The following is a 25,956-nucleotide window of genomic DNA, read 5'->3' as shown; positions in this document are numbered from 1 at the left end:
AGCATCTGTTTTCAACTATTTTATCTTAGCTAAAAAGGATAATGCTTATGAATAATTCTTATAACCACAGTCTCTCAGCCAGCACCCAGCTTACGCAAAAAAGTGTCAATCGTTGTTTTGATGGTGAGCAGCGTTATTACAGTCATCAATCAGCGGCTACCAAGACGCCGATGACCTTTAGTATTTATCTGCCTGATGAGGCACTAGCAGGGCAGCGTTGTCCGGCGATTTTGTATTTATCAGGTCTCACTTGTAATGCTGATAACGTGACGCACAAAGCGCATTTTCAACAGAAATGTAGTGAGCTTGGTATGATATTTATCGCGCCAGATACCTCTCCTAGAAGTAGTGAAGGCAATGACGTAGCAAATGATGAGCGTTATTTTGTTGGTCAAGGCGCAAGCTACTATGTCGATGCGACGCAAGCACCTTGGGCTGAGCATTTTAATATGCAAAGTTACATCGTTGATGAGCTGTATGATTTATTACGCTCAGAGTTTCCGATTGATAGTATTGGTATCACGGGTCACTCGATGGGTGGTCACGGTGCCTTATTATTAGGCTTTAAATTCCCAAGCAAGTTTGTCAGTGTGTCAGCTTTATCACCTGTGTGCGCCGCTAGTGAGTCGGCATGGGGTCAAGCAGCTTATACAGAGTATTTTGGTGATGACAAGAGCTTGTGGGCGCAAGCAGACGCTTCTCAGATGATTGAACAAGTCGGTCAGCAATACTCAAGCATCTTGGTTGACCAAGGTGCTGCCGACGAGTTTTTGGCCGATGGTCAATTACAAACGTCAAAGTTACAACAAGCCTGTACAAAGGCCAAGCAGCCATTAACATTGCGCTATCAAGCTGATCACGACCATAGCTATTATTTTATTCAAACAGTGATCAATGAGCATATTGAACATCACTGGCGTATGGCACAGCTTAGCTAAAATTTGCTCTCATATTGTTCGTTATGGTTTTTCAGATTTAAAAGGTCGTATCTATGGCAAGTTATCAAGATTTAAGTACCGTTACTGTCGATACTCCATCAGTAGAGGGTAATTCCGTTGCTGCTACATCTACGTTTGCCACCATGCAAGCGGATATGGATACTGCTTTAAAGAATAAACAGCGAGACAATGCCAGTACCAATTTAAATAATCCTCAAACTCATGCAGTCAAATCAATCTCAGTTATCGCCCCTTCCACGAATGATATGACTATTCATGCCCTCGATGAGTCACAAGTGTTGCGCGTGATAGAAATGGCATGGGAGGACAGGACACCGTTTGAGGCGATAGAGCATAGCTATGGTCTCAATGAGTCTGGCGTCATTATACTGATGCGTCAGGCGCTAAAACCGTCCTCGTTTCGCTTATGGCGTCAACGTGTGAGCAATCGCGCTACCAAGCATGAAGCGATACGAAGTTTTACGGTAGGTCGTGCTTATTGCAAAACCCAATATAAACCGCGCTAATTGTCTGCATGTGCTGAGTATGGCTATAATACCCATACTAAGTACCCATTATAGACCCTGATTATCCGTTATAATAGACATACGTATTATTCGTGCTATGCATACATCTATATATTAAATCCTTAGTCAAATATCCATTAGGTAGCTCAATTATGATCAGTCCCTCTAAGCCGTATCTAATCGCCCCTTCCATATTATCTGCTGACTTTGCCAAATTAGGCGAAGAAGTAGAACGTGTATTGGCGTCTGGTGCTGATGTCATCCATTTTGATGTGATGGACAACCATTATGTACCCAATTTGACGTTTGGTAGCATGATTTGTAAGGCACTGCGTGATTATGGGATTGATGCACCAATTGACGTGCATCTAATGGTTAGCCCTGTTGATAGTATGATTGAGCAGTTCTTAGAGGCAGGTGCCAGCATCATCACATTTCATCCGGAAGCAAGCTCGCATATCGATCGCTCTTTGCAGTTGATTAAAGATGGCGGCGCTGAGTGTGGTTTGGTATTGAATCCAGCAACACCATTGCATTATTTAGACTATGTCATGGATAAAGTGGATCAGGTCCTACTGATGAGTGTCAATCCTGGCTACGGTGGTCAGTCATTTATTGAAGGGACGCTAGAAAAGGTTCGCCAAGTACGTCAGCGTATCATTACTAGCGGTCGTGATATTAGATTAGAAGTAGATGGCGGTATCAAAGCCAGTAATATCCGCGCCATTGCCGAAGCAGGTGCTGATATGTTCGTCGCCGGTTCAGCGATATTTAATCAAGAAGATTATAAAGCAGCAATCGATGCCATGCGTGCAGAGCTTGCCTTGGCAAATGGGGAGTAACGCCCCATATAGTAAGTTATTTACTATTAAATAGTAAAGTTACCTATTATTAATAGCCGCTGTATGACTGAGTATATTAAGCGACATGTCAGCTAAAGGTAAAATATGAATATGCAAAATGCAAAACATCGAGCCGAGTCCCAGCAAGACTTGCAATCACGTAGCTTAGTGCCAAAAGGTATTACTATTGGCTTAGCCATGTTCGCCCTTGTTCTGAGTCTGGCAGGTTATGGCTTTCGCCTGATGGTTGGTGAAGATGCCGGTGAAGTATTACGCCACGCGGCGGTGATCGTACCCGCATTTATGCTAGGCATTCCCCTTTTATTTTGGCTAGGTTCACGCCTACTTAACAAGGTTAAAGATATGCATATAGAGAGCTGGAATGCCATTAGTTTGGGGTATTTGACCTCTTGTATCTCAATGCTGTGGTTAATGGGTACTTATAGTTAAATTTTTATTAGTAGAGATAAAGCTCCTTAATAAAGATAACATTGTAATATTTTTATAAGTTGTTTTTTGATACACTTTTTCACCGTTAAGTCATGCTCTATAAGCTTGACTGGAATTCTACATGAGAATCATACCGACCAGTATTGCCAATATTATTTATCCAAAAGACTTACCAAACGGTTTATTTACCAGCTTAATTATTGCCTGTCTGCTGCTAGGTCTGTCTTCGCTTCGTCATGGAACTGATTTACAAGGTTGGCTACACGTCTTTGAAAACTGGCTGCTCATGTTATTGATACTGCCAACCGCGACTGCGACAGTAGCGTTACCGTTCAAATATCGCGATCCAACATTAGAGTTAAAGCTCATGTACTATCTGGGTATGTTTGTTGCTTTCTTATTTACCCTAGCAAAACTGCGTTACTGGCGTTAAACGCTGCTAATTTCTATAAAACTAAGACTATCGAACCTGAGTTGTGCAAAAGACTTATAGAACAGCCCTTGAATTATAGCGCCAAAGCGTCCATTGTATGAATAAGATAGTTTTGCCCGCATGACTGTAAGACAGTAGCTTTAGTAAGTGGAATCAGCGCGTTTTTTACAGGTATAAATCGGGATAATAAGGATACAATGAATGCCATACGATATCGATAATGAGATTGAAGTAGATAATGACAGTACCGATCAGTTTGCAGGGTTTGCCAAAGAGACGACCCTTGAGCTGGTAGAAGCAGACGATGGCAAATTGCTCTTACGTGATGCTGAACAAGACGATGCGCCGCTTATGACCATTGATTTTTCTGATAAGTTAAAAGAGATATTAGGTAGTGATACCCAAGCGATCGGGCAGCATATGATTCATGCTGCAATCCAAGTGATTATGCAAAAGCAGATGAGTCAATGGCATGCACATGTCTATGACAAAGAGCCGACGCACTATAGTTAATGATGTATGAATCAATAGCAAATAAATAGTAGTCAGTCTAAATAACGACAATAAAAAAGGGTTTATCAATTGATAAACCCTTTTTTTGTTCAAACAAAACCATTTATAAAAATGGAGATTATTTGATTTTTGCTTCTTTAAAGATCACATGCTGACGTACTTTTGGATCAAATTTTTTGATTTCCATTTTGCCAGGCATAGTGCGCTTGTTTTTGGTAGTGGTATAGTAATACCCAGTACCAGCAGTTGATACTAATTTAATTTTATCTCTCATGATGGCTTTCCTGTAAATGAGCGGTCTTAAATCGATAGGTATGGGTCTAAAGTATTAAGTGGCTGTAGATAGTATCCAGTCATAAATATATGAGCTGGTAAATATTCAGCATAGCAGCAGCCTAAATAGCGACATTCATCAATAAATTAGGCTGCCAATATTTACTTAAACTTTTTGACCTTGTGCGCGTAGATCTACTAGCACTTTATCGATACCCAATTTGTCAATGATGCGCATACCTTTGGTAGACACACGTAGACGTACAAAACGATTTTCAGACTCTACCCAAAAACGATGGTTGTGAAGGTTTGGTAGAAAGCGACGACGGGTTTTGTTGTTTGCGTGCGAAACATTATTACCCACCATAGGGCGCTTTCCAGTCACTTGGCAAACTCTAGACATGGCGAACTCCTAATCTATGAGGTATGAGTTTTTCTCATACCAGTCTGGGCAAGTTGCACGTATTTGCGGCATGGACACAGCAAGCGGCAGCTTTGCACCAAACAAAACTATATGAAGGTTGAGCTGATTTACTGTCATCTAAAGGCAAATAACAGGCAAACCAAATCAGAAAATTTTAAAGCCGACATTTATACCATAAAAGTAATGAATACTCAAATATTTTTGTGATAGTTGTTGGTTTAAAGGGTAGCTATTATACCCTGAAATGAGCGCCCTATGTTATTGATTATTTAATAATAAGGATTCACTTTTTAGTTGTAAGTTATGACAAAAGTCAGTAAAGTCTCAGTTATATATCTAATACAATCTGTTAATAATATTGGCATTATTGTAAATGTATGTATCATTACCAATCTATTAGGATGCCGTGTAATGATTTTGCCTGTTTACTTATATAAATGATTGCCGCTGCGGAGTTCCAAATATGTCATATTCTTCATTACCTACCTCTAAATTATTTCAGCTCACCTTTTTAACCTGCGCATTGGCACTGGCTGGTTGTGGTGGTGGAGATGGCGTAGATTCACTACCGCCAGTATTAGAAAATGGAAATGGCAATCAAAACCCAGATGACTCTTCAGCTAGTGCGACTGAAGTATATATATCATCTGATAAAACTCAGCTGTTAACAGGCAAAGATGAGACTGTTGTAAATATTAGGGTAACCGATAAGAATGGTGGTATCGTCGCTGGAGTACCTGTTGTCATAGGTATTGCTGACGCTAGATTGTATGGATTATCTTTAGACAAACCATCCGAACAGGTTACTGATGATAATGGACTAGTTACTGTTAAATTAATTCAAGGTAAAGCAGATATTGACTCTCAGTTGGATCATGAAACTCTATTGACTGTGTTTATTAAGAATAATAGTACTGTCAAACAAACAATGCCAATTATAGTTTCTGGTACTAACGCTATTAATGTTTTATCAACTAAGAACATAGTGACTACCTCAGAAAACTTTAGCGTGTCGGGAAGGGTTTTAGATGGGACTGCAACGCCTGTTACTAATACAGACGTTATTTTATACAGTAATGACAAACAAGCCGGAACTGGAAAACTGGATAATAATGGTAATTTTACTTTTGACTTAAAAGCTTCTGATTTAGTGGCAGTGAACAATAACTATCTGTTCAGTATAGAAGTTAAAGGAATTAAGATTAGTCAACGTATCCCTGATATTCTAACAGTAGTATCTACGACCAGCTCAAGTCTGAGCTTTTCGGAAACACCTGATATTATTGTTGGAAATAGGAAGAAAATGACATTAAACGTTCCAAGTGCTGTGGATGGGGATACTGTAACTATATCAACTAACAAAGGTGAACTTTTTACTACTAATGTTAGTAATCAAGGCAACTCTCGCATTACATCTACGGTAAATAATAAAAAAGTAGACTTTTATATTGATTCAAAAGTACCTGGTAATGCGACTATTAGTGCTCAATATGGTAATGAAACTAAAGAAACTATATTAAACTTTGTGTCAACTGAAGCGACTAAGCTGATTCTACAAACTGATCGTGCGGTTATTAATGTTGGCGACTCTACGCAAGTCACTGCCAAAGTTTTTGATAAAGATGATACACCAGTAAAAAATGCCATTGTGCAATTTACTGTGATCAATGATTCATCGGCTGGTAGTATAAGTAAAGGGGTTGCGTATACTAATAGTAATGGTATTGCTATGGTAACTTATAATGCAGGACAGAGCCCGACTAGTATAAATGGAGTAATAATTAAGGCAGAAGTACAAGCTGTCAAATTACCAGACGGTAAGGAAAAACCAGTAAGTGTGCCAATAGCTAATTCATCAATTACTGTTCAAACTAAATCCACCTTTATTAGCTTTGCTTTTGCGGATAAAGTTTCTACTGATTCTAGTGAGATATATTATTTCCGAAAAGGATCAATCAGTGTCCTAAACAGCACAGGTAAGCCTGCTATTAACCAGCAAGTTACTATTAATTTAAATCCTGACACCTACCTTAAAGGCTTTTTTGAAATCATTAATGATATTTCTGGAAATAAGTCTTGGGGCAGAAATGATGTTACCTGTGAAAATGAAGATTTAAATAATAATGGTATTCTAGATGAAGGCGAGGATACTAACGGGAATGGACGTTTAGACCCTATAAACGTAGCAGCAGTACTTTTAGAAGGCGGTCAGGAGGTTGAACCTAATCAGAACTTTACAACAGATAATACTGGTAGAGTTGATTTTTCAATACGTTATCCTAAACAATATGCAAACTGGTACAGAGCTAAGGTTACCGTGAATACTCGAGTAGATGGGAGCGAATCACAACAATCAAGAGTGATTGATTTTCCAGCTTCAGTAGATGATATTGATATTAGTATACCGTTACGTCCAAATACTAATAGCCCTTTTGGCACTGAATTAAACTGTTCTAGTTCTAGATAGTATTAATTATAAATACAAAAACCCCCAACCCTCGCGTTGGGGGTTTTTGTATTTATAATCCCAATAACCAAATACAACCAACTCAATCAGCAAATTCTTGCAAAAACGATTAGAATAGTCGGTTTCCTATGCTGTTAGCTATATTCAAAGTAAGCAGCAAGTTTTATTTTTAATTGAGCGTACTATGTCAGACACCGCAACGATTGCTTCACCAAAAACGTCACTTCAAATGACACCTAAAGAGATTCCTACTATTACTGCTACAGCGACCCTATTGATTAAATGCCGTGACCAAGCCGGTATCGTACAAGCCGTATCTGAGTTTATTCATCGCTATGGCGGCAATATCATTACGTTAGATCAGTACTCAACGGCCCATGAAGGCGGTCAATACTTTATGCGTTTAGAGTTCGCTTTAGCAGGATTGAGTGAGATTATCGATAACTTTGAAGCCAGCTTTGCGCATACCGTTGCCAAACGCCACAGTATGGAATGGCGCTTACATGACAATGCGATTAAGACCAAAGTTGGTATCTTGGTATCTAAATTTGATCATGCCTTATTAGACTTACTATGGCGTCATCAGCGCGGCTTGCTCGATTGCGATATTACCTGCGTGGTAAGTAATCATATTGTTTTACGCCAATCCGTAGAAAACTTTGGTATTGCTTTTCATCACGTTCCAGTGACCAAAGATAATAAAGTAGACGCAGAAGAGAAGATCCATACATTGATGGCGGGTAATGATTTATTGGTGCTAGCGCGCTATATGCAGATATTGTCGTCAGACTTTGTTAAGCGCTGGCCGATGCAGATTATCAATATTCATCATTCGTTCTTGCCTGCGTTCGTCGGTGCTGACCCTTATCGTCAAGCTTATGATAAAGGGGTGAAATTGATTGGCGCAACTGCCCATTATGTGACTGCTGAGCTCGATCAAGGACCTATCATTGAGCAAGATGTGCACCGCGTCACCCATCGTCAAGGTGTCACTGAACTGCGCGCTATTGGTCGTGATATCGAGCGTAATGTATTGGCACGCGCAGTCAATTGGCATGTACAAAATCGCGTGATTGTCGCAGGGAATAAGACGGTAGTATTTAATTAGGTTTTCATTAGAGTGGTTTGAAATTTAGAACAGAGTATTAAAAGATATTTAATAAAAAAGCTGCGAGTATTATTATTTAATACTCGCAGCTTTTTACTATATTACTACTGTGGAACTGGTTCTATAACAGCATCTCTAATACAAACTTGCTACCGACAAAGCCAATCGCTAATAAAATAAAAGCATAGATAGTCATATTAGCGGCACGTTTTCCGCGCCATCCAGCACGCCAATTACCGATAAGTAACGCGCCAAACAGTAGCCAAGACATCAGGCTAAAGGCTGTTTTGTGCACAAGATGCTGCGCCATCAAGTCGTCTACGTAAATAAAGCCAATACCCAGTGCGATACTAAGCAGGACAAAGCCGACCAATAGCATATCGAATAATAGGCTCTCCATGCTTTGAAGAGACGGCAGCTTGTTGACCCAAAAGCGGTGAATCGATTGATGCTTGAGCTCACGTATTTGTAGTCGCAAAAATAGCGCTTGTACCGCTGCCATCAGCAGCACACAATATGCGGCAAGCGACAGCAAGATATGAGACTCAAGCCCAATGCTAATATCCGTAATCGGACGATACGGCGCGCGTCCAGTATAGCCGATTAGCATACCTACAAGAGCAGTCGGTGCCGCGAGGATACCCAGACTGACAATAGGTCGATACAGAGAAAACATGACGTAAAAAAACAAAAAGAATAAGCTGATCAAGCTGATGATATTAAACAGATTGAAATTTAGCCCATAGAGTGTGACTATGTGTGGATAAAGTAGCCCTGCGTGTGCCAACATGCCCACAAATAATAAGCCTAAGCTTGGGCCTTTATGGATAGGTCTATCTTGAATCAGCGCCCAACCAATATAGATGCTGACTAAGAAATAAGCCATCGCAGCAAGTAAAAATGCAAGTTGCAAGATATAAAACCTCATCTCATAATGCGCGCAAAATACGCGCTTAATTTCATGCTAAAGTGGTATTATTAGAATAATTACCCAATTTATCATAAAATGGCACTCAATTGAGCACCGTCTTATGTATTCCTGATAAATGCTTAGCAATTGAGCTTGAATACCTGCGATCGCATACCCTAATAGTATTTATCAACTCTTTTATTTATGAAGAGTTAAGCTTAATCTAGAATTATTTTAACTGAGAGTTATTTATGTTTGATACCTTAACAGAACGATTGTCGTCTAGTCTGCGCAATATCGCAGGCACGGGGCAATTGACCGAAGACAATATCAAAGACACTTTACGTGAAGTACGTATGGCGCTGCTGGAAGCCGATGTGGCATTGCCAGTCACTCGTGATTTTGTGAAGCGTGTCAAAGAGCAAGCGCTTGGCGCTGAAGTGCTTAAAGAATTAGCACCAGGACAGGCATTTGTCAAAATCGTCCATGACGAGCTGACTGAAATGATGGGCAGTGCCAATCAGCAGCTTGAGATGACAGGTAAGCCGCCGGTTATTTATCTGCTAGCGGGTCTGCAAGGTGCTGGTAAAACTACTACTGCCGGTAAATTGGCCAAGTTCTTACAAGAACGTCATAAGAAAAAAGTCATGCTGGTATCTGCTGACGTTTACCGTCCCGCAGCGATTGCCCAGCTTGAGCAAGTCGCTGGACAAGTAAATGCCAAGTTCGTCAATTCAAGTAGCGACGAAAACCCGATTGATATCGCCTTGCGTGCTATCGAAGAAGCTAAAATCCAATATCAAGATATCTTGATTATTGATACAGCTGGTCGTTTGGCTATTGATGAAACCATGATGGATGAAATCAAGGCGTTAACCGCTGCGGTCAATCCTTCTGAGACACTGTTTGTTGTTGATGCGATGACTGGTCAGGATGCGGCAAATACTGCCAAAGCCTTTAACGATGCGCTGCCATTAACGGGCGTTATTTTGACCAAGACTGACGGCGATGCTCGTGGCGGTGCGGCGCTTTCTGTACGCGCCATCACAGGTAAGCCAATTAAATTCTTGGGTCGCGGTGAGAAACTAGATGCGCTAGAGCTATTCCATCCTGAACGTATTGCCCAGCGTATTCTTGGTATGGGTGACGTCTTAAGTCTGGTTGAAGAAGTTGAGCAAAAGATTGACCGTGATAAAGCCGAAAAAATGGCGAAAAAGATGCAAAAGGGCGGCGAGTTCGACCTTGAAGATCTATTGACCCAGTTTCAGCAAATGAAAAGCATGGGCGGTATGGCGGGCTTCTTAGATAAGATGCCAGGTATGGGTGGCTCGGATATGCAAAAAGCGGTCGAAGATGCTAAGCCTGAAGAAAAAGTGCGTGAGATGGAAGCACTGATCAATTCGATGACACCATTTGAGCGCAAAAATCCTGATAAAATCAATCCAAGTCGTAAGCGCCGTATTGCTGCAGGCTCAGGTCGTGAGATTCAAGACGTCAATCGTTTGCTCAAGCAGCACAAGCAAATGGCAAAAATGATGAAAATGATTTCAAAGCCAGAAGGCATCAGTAAAATGATGAAATCGATGCAAGGGTTGATGGGCGGCGGCGGTGGAGCAGGCGGCGGCGGTCCATTATTCGGCGGTGGCGGTCAGCAAGGTGGTGTTAAAGATGTGAACCCACAGCAAATGGCAAAGCAGATGGGACTTGACCCAAATAATATGCCTAGCACTGAAGAGATGCAAAAACAGATGCAAGAGCTACAAAACCAAGCGCCGAAGAAGTTTAAAACACGTTTTTAAATGATTTAGTGCTACTGGGAAATATTGATAATAAAAACCTCAAAGCTAAATGAGTTTTGAGGTTTTTTCATATTTTGAATATTTGAGTGAATTCTCACAAAGAATGCATGAAAAATATAGAAAGTGAGTCAATTAATCTTTCCTAAATGCTATGATAGGCGCTGTTTTACGATGTCAAGAGAATAAGCCGAGGTTATGATGTTTTTAGCAATGGATACCGTGTTCGATCAGTGTTCGATCGCCATTTTAGATGCCAGCGGTCAAGCGTTATCGAGTCATACCGAGACAGGTAAGCGCCAGCAGACCCAGCAAATCTTACCGATGATTGACGCGGCATTATCTGAGGCGCAGCTAAAACTGGCTGACATACAAGCGCTTATCTTTAATCGTGGTCCTGGTGCCTTTAGTGGTATACGAATCAATACGGCAGTGGTACAGGCGCTATCTGTCGCGCATGATATTCCTTGTGTGGGTGTTTCTAGCTTACAGGCGATTGCGCAAGCGGCGTATCAGCAACAGAGTTTAAGCTCAGTATATAGTGCCCTTGATGCGCGTATGCAGCAGGTATATTTTGGGCAATATGCTCTAATAGACAATATTATGCAGGCGGTTAATCAAGACAATGGCGAAGATACTGAGCAGCTACTTGATTATGATAGCCAGACAGTGCTCAATATTCCTATCGTTGGCAATGGTGCTGGTTTATTAACTTTGCATGACGGTCAGATTATTCATGCTGATATCCATCCTGATGCGACTGTGATAGGACAACTGGGTATGGCTCAGTTTATGGTCAATGGCGGAACAGAAGCAGCGCAAGCTTTACCGAAATACTTACGCAATCAAGCGTGGAAAACGCTCAAAGAACAAGGTAAGGCTTAGTGTAACCTTTCTATATTCAGTGCTTATAAAGCTCTCAAGTTTCGCACGCGACAATAACAGTATTATGAATATAACAATATAAAACAAACGCCTTTACTGTTTTCGGAATTTCTTAGGAATAATTTTGTGGATATTATTTTATTAATTCAAGCTGTCATCATGGGTATCGTTGAAGGTATCACTGAGTTTTTGCCCATCTCGAGCACAGGATATTTAATTTTATCCGCTGATTTGATGGGTTTTTGGACCAAAGAAAAAGTCGATTTGTTTGTGGTGGTGGTGCAGTTTGGCGCTATTTTAGCGGTCATATATGACTATTGGGGCAGACTCTGGCAGGCACTGATGGGTTTGCTGACGGGTAAAGCAGAAGGGATGAGTAATCCTCGTCAGCTGGGACTTAGCTTAATTGTCGCCACTATTCCAGTGATGATTGTTGGTTTTACTTTTGCTGACGAGATTAAAGCCTATTTATTCAATCCTATCGTCGTTGCGATTATGCTGATTATCGGCGGTTTGCTGATCTTTTATGTTGAAAATCGCCCGAAAGCCATTATTGCAGAAGAAGCAGAAGACGTTAGCCTAAAAACAGCTTTGATGATAGGTTTGCTGCAATGTTTGGCATTGATACCCGGTACATCACGCTCAGGTGCGACGATTATTGGTGCACTGTGGCTTGGTGTCTCACGTAAAGCTTCCGCTGAATTTTCATTCTTCTTGGGTATTCCAGTCATTATTGGTGCGGCTCTACTAGATTTTATTAAGCATCGTGACGTTTTAACCAGTAGCGAAGATTGGTTAGTGCTAGGCATTGGTACTGTCGTATCATTTATCATCGCCTTGCTTTGTATTCGCTTATTGGTCGCTTGGGTCAGTCGCCGTGACTTTAAAATCTTTGCATGGTTGCGTATTATCACTGGTGTATTGGTTTTAATAGCTGCTTGGGGTTTTGGTTATCAGATGGCAGGCTAAACTTCATGATGGAATGGTTTTTAATAGAGATTCATGATGTTATAAGTATTAAAAAGGAATGGCAGTCATGACCAATTTGAAGCAAGTGCTGACTGCTGATATAAGCTGCCAACTACTTTATGTTAATGAAACGCAGGCAAGTCAAGTCGAGAGTTTGCAGGCACTCATAGCTAAGCATAAGCTACCCATTATTTTGAATGCTGAACTGGTGACAGAGAAATTAAATCAAAAACGTCGCCAGCAGTTAAGTCAGATAGTTACCCAACCTATATTGCTGTTGGATGAAAAAGATAAACTTTCATGGTTGAGTGAGGGGTTAAGCGTTGCCCCCGAATGGGATAAACTGCAGCGGCGCGTAGTCAGTGCAGGGCGTAAGTCGGAGCTTTTATTACAAGCAGCGAAATTGACCGCAGATAGTGAGGTCATTGATGCAACTGCTGGTTTTGGGCATGATAGTCTGATACTGGCGAGTACTGGTGCACAAGTTACCATGCTTGAGCAGCAGCCATTGATGGCGTTATTGTTACTTGTAGAGCAGCTGCGTATGAGTACGCTGCCAAATTGGCAAAAGCTGATGTCACGTTTGCAGATTATTAATACCGATGCGCTCACTTATTTTGCAAGGTTTAATAACTATCTAGGGAATGGTAACGAGCAAGCCATTGATGTGATATATCTTGACCCTATGTTTCCAGAAGACAGTTATCAAGATAGTAAGACGGGGAAGGGCGCGAAAGTCGGTAAGCATATGCAAGCGTTGCATCAATTAGCGCATCCGCCAACGTTAGATGAAGAGCAGCAATTACTACAATCTGCACAAGCCGTTGTCAGTCAAAACGGTCAAAAACAAGGTCGCGTCATCGTTAAGCGTCCACAATTTGCGCCGTCACTTGCTGATCAACAGCCAAGTGAAAGCTGGAATAATGAAGCAGTACGTTTTGACGGTTATTTCGTTTAATAATATCAAATAAGACAGCTTATAAATTTAGGAGCAGGGAATGTCTGTATTAATCATTTGGGTGATGGGTGCGGCGTTATTGTTAATCAATATTATGCTGCGTACCAGAATCTTGCGCCTTGAAGCACGTCTAAAAGAGTTAAGTAATCCTAAAGAGCAATTGGCATTTTTACGCCAGCAAGCTGCACAAAAAGAGAAAGTTGCTGCGATTAAAGCCTTACGCAAGCAATATCCCGAGCTATCACTCATTGAAGCCAATAAGATGTGGCAACAAGTTTAGTGACATTATTAGTATCAAAAAAAGTATAGTCGATTCAATTTAAAAAGAATGCAGTACTGCTATTCTAAAAGTAACTCTTTTATATTGAACTCACTATAGCGTACGCCAAGTTCTATGTACTAAATTGCTATACACCCAAATCATTATTTACTATTTTCTATCCATGATAATTAAAACGCCATGACATTTAACGACAAGCTACAAGCTTATATTCAGCTGACACGTTTTGATAAGCCAGTAGGTATTGAACTGCTACTATGGCCAACATTATGGGGTGTATTATTCGCTGCGATGGGGCAGGCGCAGCAACAAGGTGCAGGCATTACGGCAGGGCTACCCAGTTTAAGTATCTTTGTGATTTTTGCCCTTGGAGCGATATTGATGCGGGCAGCAGGCTGTGCGATTAATGATTTTGCTGACCGTAAAGTCGATGGTCACGTAAGCCGTACTAAAGGTCGTCCGTTAGCTGATGGACGTCTGTCTGCTAAAGAGGCCATTGCAGCTTTTTTAGTATTAGTATTATTAAGTGCAAGTTTGCTTCTGTTTTTACCCATTCAAGTATTCTATTGGTCGTTTGGTGCCGTCATATTGGCGTTTATTTATCCATTTATGAAACGTTATACGCATTTGCCGCAAGTGTTTTTGGCAGCGGCTTTCGGCTGGGCGATACCGATGGCATATGTCGCGATACAAGGCGCGCCTGATATCTGGTGTTGGTTGTTATTCCTTGCTTATATGTGTTGGACAGTTGCTTATGATACTCAATATGCAATGGCTGACCGAGAGGATGATATAAAGATAGGGGTTAAATCAACCGCGATATTATTTGATCGTTATGATGTGATTATCATCTCGTTACTACAGACGTTGTTTTTAGTTATCATGGGCGCAGTCATGTGGCATTATTTTGCGCCGACCAGTTTAGGTATTACGCCAGTCTTTGGCTTGGCGTTAGTCGCGATGATGTTTGCTAAGCAAAACAGTGCGTGTGCCAGTCGTAATGCTTTGGCTTGTTTTAAAGCATTTTTAGCCAATATATGGGTAGGACGTTACGTTTTTGTTCTTATAGCCATCGCTTGTATCTGGACGACTTTTAATGGATAAGCTCAATAAATTTTCGAGACTAAAGACCAAGAAATCATCTGCGCATAGTGCTTCTAAGATAGATTATGAGGCAAGATTGGCTGAGAATGGTTTGACGCGTGAGCAGGTGATTGAGACGGAGCGTAAATTGGCAAAATTTGCCAATACCATGGATTCGCTCGTACGTATGCCTTTCACCAAGCAAGGCATGGGCGCAGATGCTGCGCTTTCGACCATTCCGCTGGCAGGAGATTTAGCAGGTCTGGCATTAACAAGTTACGCATTTATATTGGGTCGTCAGCTCGGTGTACCCGCACATAAAATGACGCCCGCTGTTAGATTGGCACTGATTGATATGGTGGTTGGTATCGTACCGGGTATCGGGACGCTGCTTGACATCTTTATTCGTCCTAGTCGTAAGACCTTAGGCATCGTGCATGAGCATCTACAAAACGAATATGGCATCACCGAAACCATCCATATCGATCGACCGTTTTTGCATCAATCACTTGAAGATAAGCAGCAAAGTCGTTTTGGCGCTTTTTGGCGCAATCCAATAGTTGCTTGGCTGTATCTGCATATTCCTGATATGTTGGGGCTCATTGTCATTGTCATTATCGGTTGGGGTTTGTGGTCATTGATGAGCTGGCTGGTGAGTCTGTTTGGTAAAACTACTGGATTTGGTTAAATAATAGAAAAATAGGTCAGTTAGGCAATAAAAAAGGCAGCAACGATATCAACGTTTGCAGCCTTTTTTATTGCCATTTCCACTAACTTTACGACATATTTTTATACTTATAAAGCTTACTCAGTAATCACTTCTGCATCGGCACTAATGGCATCAAAGCTTGTCATTTTATTATTTTGAATAAAATCTACCGTACCACCGCCAGCATGACTAACTAGCTGAACATTGCCATCGCTTGAGCGATAGGTAGGATTATTACCTTGACCCTCAGGCGCGCTCAAGGTCATTTTAGGTTTGTTCGGTAAGGTGATGATGGCATTAAGCATGCCCGCTGCTGAAGTCTCAAAAACGACTGATAATGATTCGCCTGAGGCATTTCGATATTTAACGTCAGTGATTTGCGCGCCTTTAATGGCTTGCTCTGGATTGGGCGCTGGAGCAGGGGCAATGACAGAGGTATCCGTTGTGCCAATATTATCCTCTAGCTCCGTTAAGTTCACATCTTGTTCTGGATTCGCAGCAGACGCGTTGGTTTTAATATCATCAGCAACATTGGGTGCATTAATGTTGGAAGTCACAGGTGTCGTTTGAGTTGTTAGTTCTGTGGTTGTTTCATTAGCTGTCTCATGCTCTGGTGTTTTTTTGCAGGCAATCAACAGTGATAAGCTTAAAAAAATGGCAGATACAGCCTGAAAATATGGTTTTGATTTTATAAAGGTAAAGGTAAAGGTAGAGGGAAGAGTTTTCATAATAAGACAGCTATCCATTAGTGAGGGTCATAATTAGGCATATAGCTAAGGTACTGAACCTAAATTACTGCTTGACGTGTTTTATGCTTATGTACTTTATGTAGCCGCGCCCGATTGGGCGATAGGCGCGCCAACATAGCGGCAGATAAAGGTGTAAAACAGCCTAACATCATATCTGCTAAGGCTTCGGCACATATAGGTGCAATCGCATAACCTTTTGCACCCATTGCTGACATGCTCCATAAACGCTGACTCTGTGCAAGTAATCCGACCAAAGGATGATAATCCATCGTTTGAGTACGAATGCCAGCACGCGCATGCCATGTACTGATATCATTTGGCAAGACGCTGCTTAATTCAGGCATATCTTCAATCAACTTGTCATAATTTTGCTGATTTTCTTCATCTCGGACATCGATATTGGTATCGCCATCGATAAAGCTTGCACCAAGTAAAAACTGTGGCTGATTTTCGCTAATATGGTTCAGTTCCGCATCACCGCTCTGTCCAATAAATGGCGCACAGTAGCCACTGTATTTGAGCGGCAATTTAGGCAATTGAGTCAGTTGCTGCGCAGTTGGTGTAAACCAAGACAGTTGCCCGCGAATCGTCCGGCACTTAACGATACGTTTATCCAATTGATGGCTTTCATAAGCCGCGCAAATCACAACATGGTCAGCTGTGATAGTCAAAGAGGCTTGGCTCGCATTTTCATCCTCTTTAGAACCTGTCAAAATGATACTGTTCTCGGTTTCCTTAATATTAATAATATTGAGCTGCTGATAGGTGATATTGGGGTGCGCAAGAATAACAGTTTGTAAGGCTTGTGGATTGACCAAACCAGCCTGCGGCATATACAAATTATGAGCTAAGTCTTTATCTTTTAAACCACTGATATCCTGTGCTTTTTCGGGGCTAATAGTGGTTGCCATAGTATCTGGATAATCTAAAATCTGCTCCGTACCAATATTAGTTTTTACCAATAAGTCTAATGTGCCGGTCTGCTCAAGTATCAGCGGCGATTTTTGGATAGCAGCTTGCTGATTAAAGTATCGATATAATCGACCACTGTATAAATAACCAATAGAATGCAGATGCTCATAAACATGATGAATAGGCGTCATATTCGGGGCGAGTAGGGCACGCGGATTACCGGATGCACCAGCCAGCGGTGCGTCTTTATCGAGCACTGTCACGCTTATACCACGATTGGCAAGTGACCATGCAGTCAGTAGTCCTGCCACACCAGCACCGATAACGACTGCATTATTAGGATAGTTGGACAAAGTCACCTTATTAGATAAGGTTGAAATAGGCTTATCTAAAGATGACATCTCGCTCATAACGGCCGTGAGCATCTCACGCTTAGACCCAAGCACTTTGCTCTTTTTAATGACAAAACCCTGCGACTGTAATCCACGTTTGATGATACCTGCACAGCTATAGGTAGCAGCAGTCGTGCCAGCACGTGATAGGCGTTGCATGTGGCTAAAGATACGCTCTGTCCATAAGATCTCATTGCAAGAAGGCGCAAACCCATCTAGAAACCAGGCATTGATGTACGGACGCTGAGTAGCTACTGTACTATCTAAACTTGCTAAGCTATCATTAGCATCACCTAGCCAAATATCAAGGGTTAAATTATCATCAATAAAATCTAGCCGATGACAACCAGCGATAAGAGGAGGATAACTGGTTAAAAGTTGCTCAATCAACAGTGCCAGTTCAGGTGTACGTTGTCCCAGTGGGGCAAGTATCTTTGCTAAGTCACTAAAGGGGACGGGGTGTTTTTCGGTAGTAATAAAGTGCAAACGGGCGCTTGCTAAGTGCGGATGTGTTAATCGAAGCTGTCGCCACAACTGCCAAGTCGCGAGTAAATTAAGTCCTGTACCAAAACCTAGTTCGTAGATCGTAAAGCATTGCTTAGGAATAAGGTTTGCCAATCGCGTGGGCAGCTGATTATGTGCCAAAAATACATGGTGAGATTCTGCTAAACCATCTGCTTGCGAAAAATAGGCATCGCCAAACTCACCTGATACTGGCACTTCATTACCAGCGTCATCAGTTTGCCACTCAATGTTGGCTGGAGAGATAACATGTGCCGGTGTCGTGCTTTTGGTTGTATTCATAGCCATAGAAGCTGGTTTGGGCATAATTATTTATCAACCCCACAATGGTCAAGCAAGTAGGAAGTGGAGCATCAAATCAGTAGACATCAATCCAATAGATGATTTCAATCGATAAAAATGCAACTACCAGCGTTCACGGCGAACAAATACCAGCCATGAGATGAAAATACCGACCAATAGGCTAAGCAAAACAGTAAATGCACCATATAAAAATAATTGACCTTGACTTTCATAAACCAAGACGTTTGCTTGCGTCTGCAAATCATTGACTTGGCGTTGTAGCTGGGCATTACGGCTTAGTAATTCTTGGTTGGCAGCTGATAAAGCTTTGTTTGATGGTTGCAGCTGTGCCGCCAAGGTATCGTTAATATCGGTAGCAGGCTTTGCTGCGGTAGCCATTTCTATGACCGGAGCAGTTGTTTGAGGGTCGCTCGATTGAGGAGCGTTGTTAGCTGCAATTAGTGCTGGCACAATCCCTGCTGCGGGCTCGGTTTGAGTAGTCAGTGTTGGCGCTGCATGTACTGACATTGACAGGGCAGTAATCGATACTATGCCCGCAAAAGCAGTACTTGCAAGACCATTTTTACGACTTTTTAATGAGAGTAACCGCTGAATCACGATGATGCTACCTCATTTGTTGTGCTGACATTCACTGCTGGTAACGCTTGAATAAATGGCTTGATATCGACATGACTGTAGACACCGTCACGCAAATACGGCTCAGCGCTTGCCCAGTTTTGAGCTGCCTCAAGCGAGTCAAAGTCCGCGATAATCAGGCTGCCTGACATCTCGCTTTTACCATGTTCAATCGGTGTTGGTCCTGCGATAATCAAGCGCTGCTCACGATTCAATACTTGTAAGCGCTCAACGTGCTCTGGGCGTGTCAGCTGACGTTGCGCGCTACTGCCTGCTACGTCATGACCGATAATGGCGAATAAAGACATGTTGCTTCCCCAATTAATAATAAAAATAGAGCGTTAGAATCAATAACTATCATGCGTCATTTTGCCTTATCAGACTTTACAAGGCATTATAGTTATCATTGGCATTCAGAGATAACAAAATATCTACTACTAAGTTATCAGCTGCTATTTAACTTTTATTTAGCTGACTTATCCGTTAATGCAGGGTTCAGATGCTTTTTCAATAACAAAAACTGAGCAACTACGAATACCAGCATCAGCGGAATCCAGCCATAAGTTTTAAAGTTAATCCAAGCTTCATCAGACATGGTAAATGCCGTGATATAATGTAGGACAGCCATCATCGCAAAAAACAATGCCCAAGCAATGGTCAGTTTTTTCCAACCACTCATCGTGAGCGAAAAAACATCTTTCATTGCCAATTGCATCAAAGGTTTATTGATTGCGGCACTGACCAACAGCGTTAGCGCAAAAATACCGTTAATAATCGGTGATTTCCAGCGCAAGTAAATATCGTCACGCAACAGCAGGGTACCACCGCAAAAAACGATAGTTAACAATAAGACAACCCATTGCTGTTTGTCGAACTTGCCCTTTTGACGCACAAAGTGAATCGCATAGACGATGATAGTGGCAACGAGCAATGCGCCAGCTGCTGCCAAAATACCATTGTAACGAGCAGCAATAAAAAACGCGATCAAAGGAATGAAGTCTAATAAGGCTTTCATAGCAAATAAAATGTCCAACTAAAACGTATGCGCTAGTTTACACGTCTACTGCGTCAAAAAAAAGCAATCAACACTATAATCCTCTGATATGAGCTGCTTTGGCACTTTTAACCTTATTTTACTCAAGAATATTCAAAACTCTAAGGCTTGCTTTATGAAAATCGATTTACATTGTCATAGTACCTGCTCTGATGGCACTTATGCGCCGGCAGAAGTGGTACAGCGCGCCCATACGGCTGGCATTAATGTATTGGCCTTAACCGATCATGATACCTTGCTAGGTATCGATGAGGCACGCGCCGCGGCAGAAGCTTGCAATATACAACTGATTAATGGCGTAGAAATCAGCTGTGAGCATACTTTGAGCGGCGGCTACGGTAAAAATAAATCTACCAATAAAATTATTCATGTACTTGGTCTTGATTTTACCGACCGCGAAAAAATGCACGCCACCCTACAACAGTTGCAAGACAGCCGCGCGACTCGCGGTCAACGTATTACAGAAAAACTCAGTAAGCTGCTTGGTATCGATTATGATGAGCTGTGGCAAGCTGTTCTTGCTAAAGCTAGTGGCAATCCGCAAGCAGTTGGGCGCGCACATATCGGGCAAGTGTTATTTGAACGCGGTGAAGTAAAGACGGTACAAAAAGCCTTTGATAAGTATTTGGCAGACAATAAACCCGCTTATGTGGCGATCGAGGCGCTGACAATGCAGCGTGGCATTGAGCTGATACAGGAATGTGGTGGCAAAGCGGTGTTGGCACATCCAACGCGGTATCAGCTGTCAGCGACGCGCGTCCGTAAGCTTATCGAAGAATTTGCGCAGCTTGGTGGTGATGCTTGTGAGCTACCTGCCAATAGCGAGCCTGTCAGTACGCGTAAAATGGTTGACCGTAGTATTGCTGAGCACAAGCTTGCTGCATCGATAGGCAGCGACTTTCATGGGAGTAATATGCCATGGCGACGCTTGGGCGATGTCCCCAACATGCATCCCGAACAGCAAGGTATCTGGCAATCTTTTGCGGCTTTATCTTAAATAGAAAACAGCTGCACTTATTGACCGATGAATCAATTAAACGGATTGATAAATAGATCAAAAATTGCCACACTCAATGATAAGTTCAGATTTAGTATCAATCATGACACCGGATGGATTGCTCTGGTTTTAACTCAATCACTTTCATTGTTTTCGGTAGCCCATTATGGCTTTTTCGATATCTCATCTAGGCTATAGAAAACTCTCTCGAGTTATTTTCGAGTGGCAGGCTGCTGATAGAGCATTGCTGCTAGCATTGTTTGTGTTGATGGAAATTACCTTACATTGGATCTGGTGCTTGTATGTTTGGTTTCGTAGAGAGACCTATAGCTCCTATGTTGACATGGCGCTGTTGTATCCTTTATGGATTGGCATTACGCTGCTTGGACTCTTCTTTTTATGGATGATCAGTCGCTCATCGCCTATTAAAACCGGTCACGGCTCGCTACATACGTGGCAGGCGGTATTAATCACGCTTTATAGTACTTATATTGCAGTGGTTATTTTGGTAATGGGGCATAGCAGCTTGGTTGCTGGGGTGTCGCTGGTGGGCGGGGCGATGCTGGGTATGATGCTTATACGGCGACGTTATGTATGGAAGGCTTTTTTGGCTCATAGTATGCTGATTTTTTCGGCTACATTAATTCCCTATTTCGGCTTTACGATTCCCAACATGCAACAAATGACAGCGACTTCTTTTCCCTTGGATAGCTATAACTATTTGACCTATAGCGAGACCACGGCTATCGAAAATGCCATCTCTGCGTCCATATTTCAAAATGGGACGCTTAGCTGGGATACGTTTAATCAACTGCGTTTTTCTTCCGCGTTTTTTTGGCGCAGCACGCATATTTATATGTCGCTGCCAAAAGCGATTTTTATCATCTATATGTTTCGCACGCTGCTGTTGATATTGGATAACAGTAAAGCGGAGATTATGCAGTACGCCAATCATGACGAATTGACCCAGCTGAAAAGTCGCCGTTATGGCTTAACGCAAATGCAGCAGGCGCTTTTGGCAATGGGAGATCAGCAGGACGTTAGTATTATATTATTAGACTTAGATTGGTTCAAAAACATTAATGACAATTATGGTCATGATGTTGGCGATCAAGTATTGTCAGAGGTTGCACAAACCTTATTGAATTCATTGACAGAAGAGGCGATTGTGAGTCGATATGGTGGAGAAGAGTTTTTAATCGTGCTCCCAGATACCTCGCATGATAGCGTCATGACGATTGCTAAACAGCTGCGACGAGATATTGCTGAGCAAGTCATCAGTGGCGACAACCATACAGATTTTAATGTCACGGCAAGTTTAGGGGTTTATACCTTGACGCATGCTGAGCGTATTCATATTCAAAGTGAATATAGGGCTACTGAATTAGAAGAGAATATACAATCGCCAAATAATTCAAAAAAAGATAGTTCATCTGTTAAAGGGTTGCAAAAAAGTAGCCCAATACAAAACAGCTCGCAACGAAGAATTGCCCACAGAAGAAAACGAGTCGCCACAGAAATCGCGAAGGCGCAATTGCCCATCGACATTTGCCAGCGCTTGATTTGTATCGCTGATAAAGCACTATACGAAGCCAAGGATCGCGGACGTAATCAAGTCGTTAGTGCCAACGAGATACTAGCAGCAGAAAATAGCACGGTTATCTCATTTTATACCGCTAGCAAATAAATCAGTACTTTAACCTTTTAGGTCCTTAACCGGTTATGACATAGATAATGTCTAGGTATTTAATTCTTGTACCAAACTTGCTAATACGCTGGTCGCAAAGCTACCGGTCGTCAAAGTAAAGTTTAAGATTAGTATCTGACTACCTTCTGTATCCTGCCATTCCCAGCTTAATGCTTCAATAGGTAATCGTAGTGCTCGCCTTTGCGCCTTGATATCACGCTGCTCTAGACCTGTGGCTAGCTGTGTTAACAATGGACTATGCGCTACGGTGTCCGCTTCCATGGCTGCCGCTTTGCCGCTGACCTTCTCATTACCTGTGCCCCACAGCACGGCGGTCGGATGGATATCGCCTGATTCAAGACGGGCTCGTAAGGTATCGTCTATCTCGTCGCTTGCAAATATCGAGCCTGAGCCATCTAGATTAAATACTTCACCTGCAAGTCCGTGGTTCCAGCTGCCATCACGGACACGTGCTGCCAATATCTCATTAAATATCAAACTGCGTGCCGCCGACAGCTCCATGGTGTTTTGCTCACGTGGCACGCGTTTACGTTTGCCTTTATTAGACGGCGGACGGGCCTCAGGTACAGGACGCGCAAACAACGACAATGCTTCTCTAATATTGTTGCCACTGCGACCAAAGCGCTGCGGCCCAAAATAATTGGGCACGCCACTTTGACCAATAATCACTAAGTGCTGCTCGACGGCTTGCTTAACAGACAAGAGCTGTTCAGATGATGGTGATGGTGTATCAAAGCCTACAAATTCAATATCACGCAAGGTAATAATAAATTGATTGGCGCGGTGCGTGCCACGATTGAGCTTTTTATTGTGCCATTGCTGCTCAAGGATAGTGATTGACTCATTAGCACCGATATCTACGGGCGCAAACTCAGAGTCTGGTAATTGCTTCTTTGGTATGCGCAAGCTAAACCACTGCGTTGTTAGCGCATGACGGTCTTTCAGTCCTGAGAAGCCGACATCACGTAAAGGAATATCCGCCCATTCGGACAATAATTTGGCAAGATACGCCGTGTTCATCCCTGACTTTTGGATATGTAGCCAGAGATGCTCACCCTCACCGGTGAACTCTAATGGTAGCAACTCGTTAACAATAAAATCCGTGGTATGAGCCTTGTAAGTAGCATGCTTTAACAGCGGCTGTATCGGCTGCGGTAAATTGGCAGTATCAGTAGCAGCGGTAATATCATGGTCTTGAACAGTCATAAGATAGTCTTTTACGTTTTATAGAACATTAATAGGGATTAAAAAAGCAGTCATTACGTTTTGCAACGTGGTCAATATACAAAAGAACAGCATAAGTGAAGGAGGCTTGCTACTATCGATAAGTCTCGACACGCTTTAAACAGGAACCATTATAACCGTTAAGGATGACTTATGAGTAAGGCAGCTACTATAAATACAGTCACTATAAACAAAGCCGACATTATCAGCGGCGGTATGAAATCGTACAAGCAAGATGATGATGGTATCATTTTAATTACCCGTGACGACAGCACGTTTCGTGCTTTTGATGGCAAATGTCCGCATGCTGGAGCAGATTTGGGTACAGGTTTGCGTTGTGGTAATCGCGTTATTTGTCCTTGGCATCATGCAGCTTTTGATAGCAGCGACGGCGCATTACTGGAGCCAATCGCGACAACAGGCTTGACTCAATATCAAATCATAGATAATGGCGACAGCCTAACGGTTGATACCTCAGCCAAGATAGATAAGCAGGTTGAAAATGATAAGCTGACTGATACTCATACTATTATCGTTGGCGGCGGTGGAGCAGGGTTTATGACTGCCCATCAGCTGCGCAATACTGGCTACGGCGGCAAGATTACCTTGGTGAGTGCCGAGGACAAAGCCCCTTATAATCGTCCTTTATTATCCAAGGCTTTTTTGGCCGGTAATATGCCAGAAGAAAAGCTATTACTGGGCGGTACAGATTGGGCAAGCAAACACGATATTGAACTGCGCTTAAACCAAACGGTCAGTGAAGTGTTGCTCAATGAGCGTAGTATCGTGATAACAGATGAAAAGGGTGATAGCAACAAGCTAACAGCGGAATTTTTAGTTGTGGCAACCGGTGCTGAGCCCAAGATTCCACCTATTAAAGGGGCAACTCTTGATGGTGTCTATACCTTGCGTAGTATGGATGATGCCAAATTAATCAAAGCCGCCAGTCATGATCAGCGCGTAGTCATCGTCGGTACGGGCTTTATCGGTATGGAAGTTGCGTCAGCATTGGCGCAATCGGGTACTACTGCTTCTATCACTGTTATCGGTCAAGACCATCGCGTGATGGGCAATATCGTCTCAGAAACGGTCAGTAATGCGTTGATTACATTGCATAAAGAAAATGGTGTTGAGTTCGTGTTTGATGCCAGCGTCGCTGAAATCATTGCAGCTGAAAATACTACTGATAATGGCGAAGAGAATTTCTCACAAGTGTCTGGCGTCAAATTAGCCAATGGTGAGCAAATCGATGCTGATATCGTCATTTTAGGAACAGGTGTCGCACCGCGTATCGAGTTATTACAGGATACAAATCATCCAGATGGCGTAAAAGTCGATGAGCATTTACAACTGCGCGATGGTGTCTATGCGTTGGGGGATATTGCCAAAGCGCCCAATCAACTGGGGCGTATGCGTATTGAGCACTGGCGGGTTGCATTGCAACATGGCATGGTGACGGCTGCTGCTATCTTAAATGACGATAACGTCAAATCGCTTCAGGAGCGCATTCCTTTCTTTTGGACGATGCAATATGGCAAAAGTTTGCGTTATAGTGGACATGCGGCGACGCCAGATCATGGCATTCTAATGGGTTCGCCAGATAGTTTTAACTATATAGAATACTACTTCGATAACGAGGGTGAAAACACGTGTGCCAGTGCATCAAGCTCGCTTGGACGTGATAAAGAGCTGGTGGCATTCTCTGAGTTATTACGCCAAGGTCATGCGCCAACACGGGCACAGATTAACGCAGGGTTTGATATCATCGAGCAAGCGCAGGCGTTATCGCGCTAGTAATGAAAACGGATAAATATTACTATTAAAGCTGAGCTATTTATTTAGGTCGGCTTTTTAATCTAGGATAGATACCACATAAAGATCTCACGTATTTTATCAATACATGAGGCAGATAGAA

The 25,956-nt window shown here is 42.3% G+C and carries 27 protein-coding genes; 18 read left to right on the top strand and 9 right to left on the bottom strand.

The features are described 5' to 3' along the window. The first annotated feature begins 47 nt into the window (after nucleotides 1-47). The 6 genes from fghA to PCRYO_RS10185 all read left to right on the top strand — a co-directional run bounded on the left by fghA (nucleotide 48) and on the right by PCRYO_RS10185 (nucleotide 3,703). Entirely contained in the window at nucleotides 48-938 is an 891-nt protein-coding gene (gene fghA, locus PCRYO_RS10210; protein WP_011514314.1) for an S-formylglutathione hydrolase, read from the top strand. Nucleotides 939-1,204: 266 nt separating this feature from the next. Further along, nucleotides 1,205-1,465, top strand: coding sequence for a TIGR03643 family protein (locus PCRYO_RS10205; protein WP_192941335.1), 261 nt, complete (start codon nucleotides 1,205-1,207; stop codon nucleotides 1,463-1,465). Between the two features lie 152 nt (nucleotides 1,466-1,617). Beyond that, entirely contained in the window at nucleotides 1,618-2,307 is a 690-nt protein-coding gene (gene rpe / locus PCRYO_RS10200; RefSeq protein ID WP_011514312.1) for a ribulose-phosphate 3-epimerase, read from the top strand. 105 nt (nucleotides 2,308-2,412) lie between these two features. Beyond that, complete coding sequence (locus PCRYO_RS10195; RefSeq protein WP_011514311.1) at nucleotides 2,413-2,757, top strand: hypothetical protein; 345 nt, start codon at nucleotides 2,413-2,415, stop codon at nucleotides 2,755-2,757. A gap of 121 nt (nucleotides 2,758-2,878) precedes the next feature. Beyond that, the gene (locus PCRYO_RS10190; protein WP_011514310.1) at nucleotides 2,879-3,190 is read left to right on the top strand and encodes a hypothetical protein; all 312 of its coding nucleotides are present in this window, start codon (nucleotides 2,879-2,881) and stop codon (nucleotides 3,188-3,190) included. 201 nt (nucleotides 3,191-3,391) lie between these two features. Beyond that, a complete protein-coding gene (locus PCRYO_RS10185) occupies nucleotides 3,392-3,703 on the top strand; it encodes a hypothetical protein (protein WP_011514309.1) in 312 nt (103 codons plus the stop codon). Nucleotides 3,704-3,821: 118 nt separating this feature from the next. On the opposite strand, the gene rpmG is transcribed toward PCRYO_RS10185, so the two are convergent. Both rpmG and rpmB read right to left on the bottom strand, forming a co-directional pair. Then, the gene (gene rpmG / locus PCRYO_RS10180; protein ID WP_010201403.1) at nucleotides 3,822-3,977 is read right to left on the bottom strand and encodes a 50S ribosomal protein L33; all 156 of its coding nucleotides are present in this window, start codon (nucleotides 3,975-3,977) and stop codon (nucleotides 3,822-3,824) included. Nucleotides 3,978-4,142: 165 nt separating this feature from the next. After that, a complete protein-coding gene (gene rpmB, locus PCRYO_RS10175; RefSeq protein WP_011280972.1) occupies nucleotides 4,143-4,379 on the bottom strand; it encodes a 50S ribosomal protein L28 in 237 nt (78 codons plus the stop codon). 484 nt (nucleotides 4,380-4,863) lie between these two features. Between rpmB and PCRYO_RS10170 the strand changes: the two genes are divergently transcribed. Together PCRYO_RS10170 and purU are read left to right on the top strand one after the other, a co-directional pair. Further along, complete coding sequence (locus tag PCRYO_RS10170; protein WP_011514308.1) at nucleotides 4,864-6,867, top strand: Ig-like protein; 2,004 nt, start codon at nucleotides 4,864-4,866, stop codon at nucleotides 6,865-6,867. A 229-nt stretch (nucleotides 6,868-7,096) separates the two neighbouring features. Continuing rightward, a complete protein-coding gene (gene purU, locus PCRYO_RS10165) occupies nucleotides 7,097-7,975 on the top strand; it encodes a formyltetrahydrofolate deformylase (RefSeq protein WP_406626823.1) in 879 nt (292 codons plus the stop codon). A gap of 121 nt (nucleotides 7,976-8,096) precedes the next feature. On the opposite strand, the gene PCRYO_RS10160 is transcribed toward purU, so the two are convergent. Continuing rightward, on the bottom strand, nucleotides 8,097-8,903 hold the full coding sequence (locus PCRYO_RS10160; protein WP_011514306.1) for a cytochrome C assembly family protein: 807 nt from the start codon (nucleotides 8,901-8,903) through the stop codon (nucleotides 8,097-8,099). A 233-nt stretch (nucleotides 8,904-9,136) separates the two neighbouring features. On the opposite strand from PCRYO_RS10160, the gene ffh reads away from it, so the two are divergent. The 7 genes from ffh to PCRYO_RS10125 all read left to right on the top strand — a co-directional run bounded on the left by ffh (nucleotide 9,137) and on the right by PCRYO_RS10125 (nucleotide 15,544). Then, nucleotides 9,137-10,684 carry a signal recognition particle protein gene (gene ffh / locus PCRYO_RS10155; RefSeq protein WP_011514305.1) on the top strand — a complete coding sequence of 516 codons (1,548 nt, stop codon included), beginning with the start codon at nucleotides 9,137-9,139 and terminating at the stop codon, nucleotides 10,682-10,684. 198 nt (nucleotides 10,685-10,882) lie between these two features. Next, nucleotides 10,883-11,566, top strand: a complete 684-nt coding sequence (gene tsaB, locus PCRYO_RS10150; RefSeq protein WP_011514304.1) for a tRNA (adenosine(37)-N6)-threonylcarbamoyltransferase complex dimerization subunit type 1 TsaB — start codon at nucleotides 10,883-10,885, stop codon at nucleotides 11,564-11,566. Nucleotides 11,567-11,692: 126 nt separating this feature from the next. Continuing rightward, entirely contained in the window at nucleotides 11,693-12,535 is an 843-nt protein-coding gene (locus PCRYO_RS10145) for an undecaprenyl-diphosphate phosphatase (RefSeq protein ID WP_011514303.1), read from the top strand. A gap of 67 nt (nucleotides 12,536-12,602) precedes the next feature. After that, nucleotides 12,603-13,493, top strand: coding sequence for a class I SAM-dependent methyltransferase (locus PCRYO_RS10140; protein WP_011514302.1), 891 nt, complete (start codon nucleotides 12,603-12,605; stop codon nucleotides 13,491-13,493). Between the two features lie 40 nt (nucleotides 13,494-13,533). Then, on the top strand, nucleotides 13,534-13,773 hold the full coding sequence (locus tag PCRYO_RS10135; RefSeq protein WP_011514301.1) for a hypothetical protein: 240 nt from the start codon (nucleotides 13,534-13,536) through the stop codon (nucleotides 13,771-13,773). Nucleotides 13,774-13,953: 180 nt separating this feature from the next. Then, nucleotides 13,954-14,877: a 4-hydroxybenzoate octaprenyltransferase gene (ubiA, locus tag PCRYO_RS10130; protein WP_011514300.1), complete on the top strand. Its 924-nt coding sequence runs from the start codon at nucleotides 13,954-13,956 to the stop codon at nucleotides 14,875-14,877. Beyond that, nucleotides 14,870-15,544 (top strand): DUF4112 domain-containing protein, encoded by a 675-nt coding sequence (locus PCRYO_RS10125; RefSeq protein ID WP_011514299.1) that lies wholly within the window; start codon nucleotides 14,870-14,872, stop codon nucleotides 15,542-15,544. Before ubiA ends, PCRYO_RS10125 begins: the two co-directional genes overlap by 8 nt. Before the next feature lie 116 nt (nucleotides 15,545-15,660). On the opposite strand, the gene PCRYO_RS10120 is transcribed toward PCRYO_RS10125, so the two are convergent. From PCRYO_RS10120 to ispZ, 5 genes are all read right to left on the bottom strand, one after another. Beyond that, entirely contained in the window at nucleotides 15,661-16,293 is a 633-nt protein-coding gene (locus PCRYO_RS10120) for a hypothetical protein (protein WP_041753218.1), read from the bottom strand. Nucleotides 16,294-16,352: 59 nt separating this feature from the next. After that, nucleotides 16,353-18,446, bottom strand: a complete 2,094-nt coding sequence (locus tag PCRYO_RS10115; protein ID WP_011514297.1) for a bifunctional tRNA (5-methylaminomethyl-2-thiouridine)(34)-methyltransferase MnmD/FAD-dependent 5-carboxymethylaminomethyl-2-thiouridine(34) oxidoreductase MnmC — start codon at nucleotides 18,444-18,446, stop codon at nucleotides 16,353-16,355. Nucleotides 18,447-18,545: 99 nt separating this feature from the next. After that, on the bottom strand, nucleotides 18,546-19,040 hold the full coding sequence (locus PCRYO_RS10110; RefSeq protein WP_011514296.1) for a hypothetical protein: 495 nt from the start codon (nucleotides 19,038-19,040) through the stop codon (nucleotides 18,546-18,548). Next, nucleotides 19,037-19,366 carry a YciI family protein gene (locus PCRYO_RS10105; RefSeq protein ID WP_011514295.1) on the bottom strand — a complete coding sequence of 110 codons (330 nt, stop codon included), beginning with the start codon at nucleotides 19,364-19,366 and terminating at the stop codon, nucleotides 19,037-19,039. Before PCRYO_RS10105 ends, PCRYO_RS10110 begins: the two co-directional genes overlap by 4 nt. Before the next feature lie 155 nt (nucleotides 19,367-19,521). Then, nucleotides 19,522-20,073, bottom strand: a complete 552-nt coding sequence (ispZ, locus tag PCRYO_RS10100; protein WP_011514294.1) for a septation protein IspZ — start codon at nucleotides 20,071-20,073, stop codon at nucleotides 19,522-19,524. A gap of 154 nt (nucleotides 20,074-20,227) precedes the next feature. Here ispZ and PCRYO_RS10095 point away from each other — a divergent pair, with 154 nt between their 5' ends. Together PCRYO_RS10095 and PCRYO_RS10090 are read left to right on the top strand one after the other, a co-directional pair. Beyond that, entirely contained in the window at nucleotides 20,228-21,109 is an 882-nt protein-coding gene (locus tag PCRYO_RS10095; protein WP_049751816.1) for a PHP domain-containing protein, read from the top strand. Between the two features lie 166 nt (nucleotides 21,110-21,275). Then, nucleotides 21,276-22,796, top strand: coding sequence for a GGDEF domain-containing protein (locus PCRYO_RS10090; RefSeq protein WP_011514292.1), 1,521 nt, complete (start codon nucleotides 21,276-21,278; stop codon nucleotides 22,794-22,796). 51 nt (nucleotides 22,797-22,847) lie between these two features. Here the strand turns inward: PCRYO_RS10090 and truD are convergent, their stop codons facing one another. Next, on the bottom strand, nucleotides 22,848-24,023 hold the full coding sequence (truD, locus tag PCRYO_RS10085) for a tRNA pseudouridine(13) synthase TruD (RefSeq protein WP_011514291.1): 1,176 nt from the start codon (nucleotides 24,021-24,023) through the stop codon (nucleotides 22,848-22,850). Between the two features lie 171 nt (nucleotides 24,024-24,194). On the opposite strand from truD, the gene PCRYO_RS10080 reads away from it, so the two are divergent. Continuing rightward, nucleotides 24,195-25,835: an FAD-dependent oxidoreductase gene (locus PCRYO_RS10080; protein ID WP_011514290.1), complete on the top strand. Its 1,641-nt coding sequence runs from the start codon at nucleotides 24,195-24,197 to the stop codon at nucleotides 25,833-25,835. Nucleotides 25,836-25,956 lie beyond the last annotated feature (121 nt).

It is taken from the genome of Psychrobacter cryohalolentis K5 (assembly GCF_000013905.1).
Classification (GTDB): domain Bacteria; phylum Pseudomonadota; class Gammaproteobacteria; order Pseudomonadales; family Moraxellaceae; genus Psychrobacter; species Psychrobacter cryohalolentis.
Note: the sequence above shows the minus strand (reverse complement) of the source record. Positions and strands in the feature narration are given on the sequence as shown.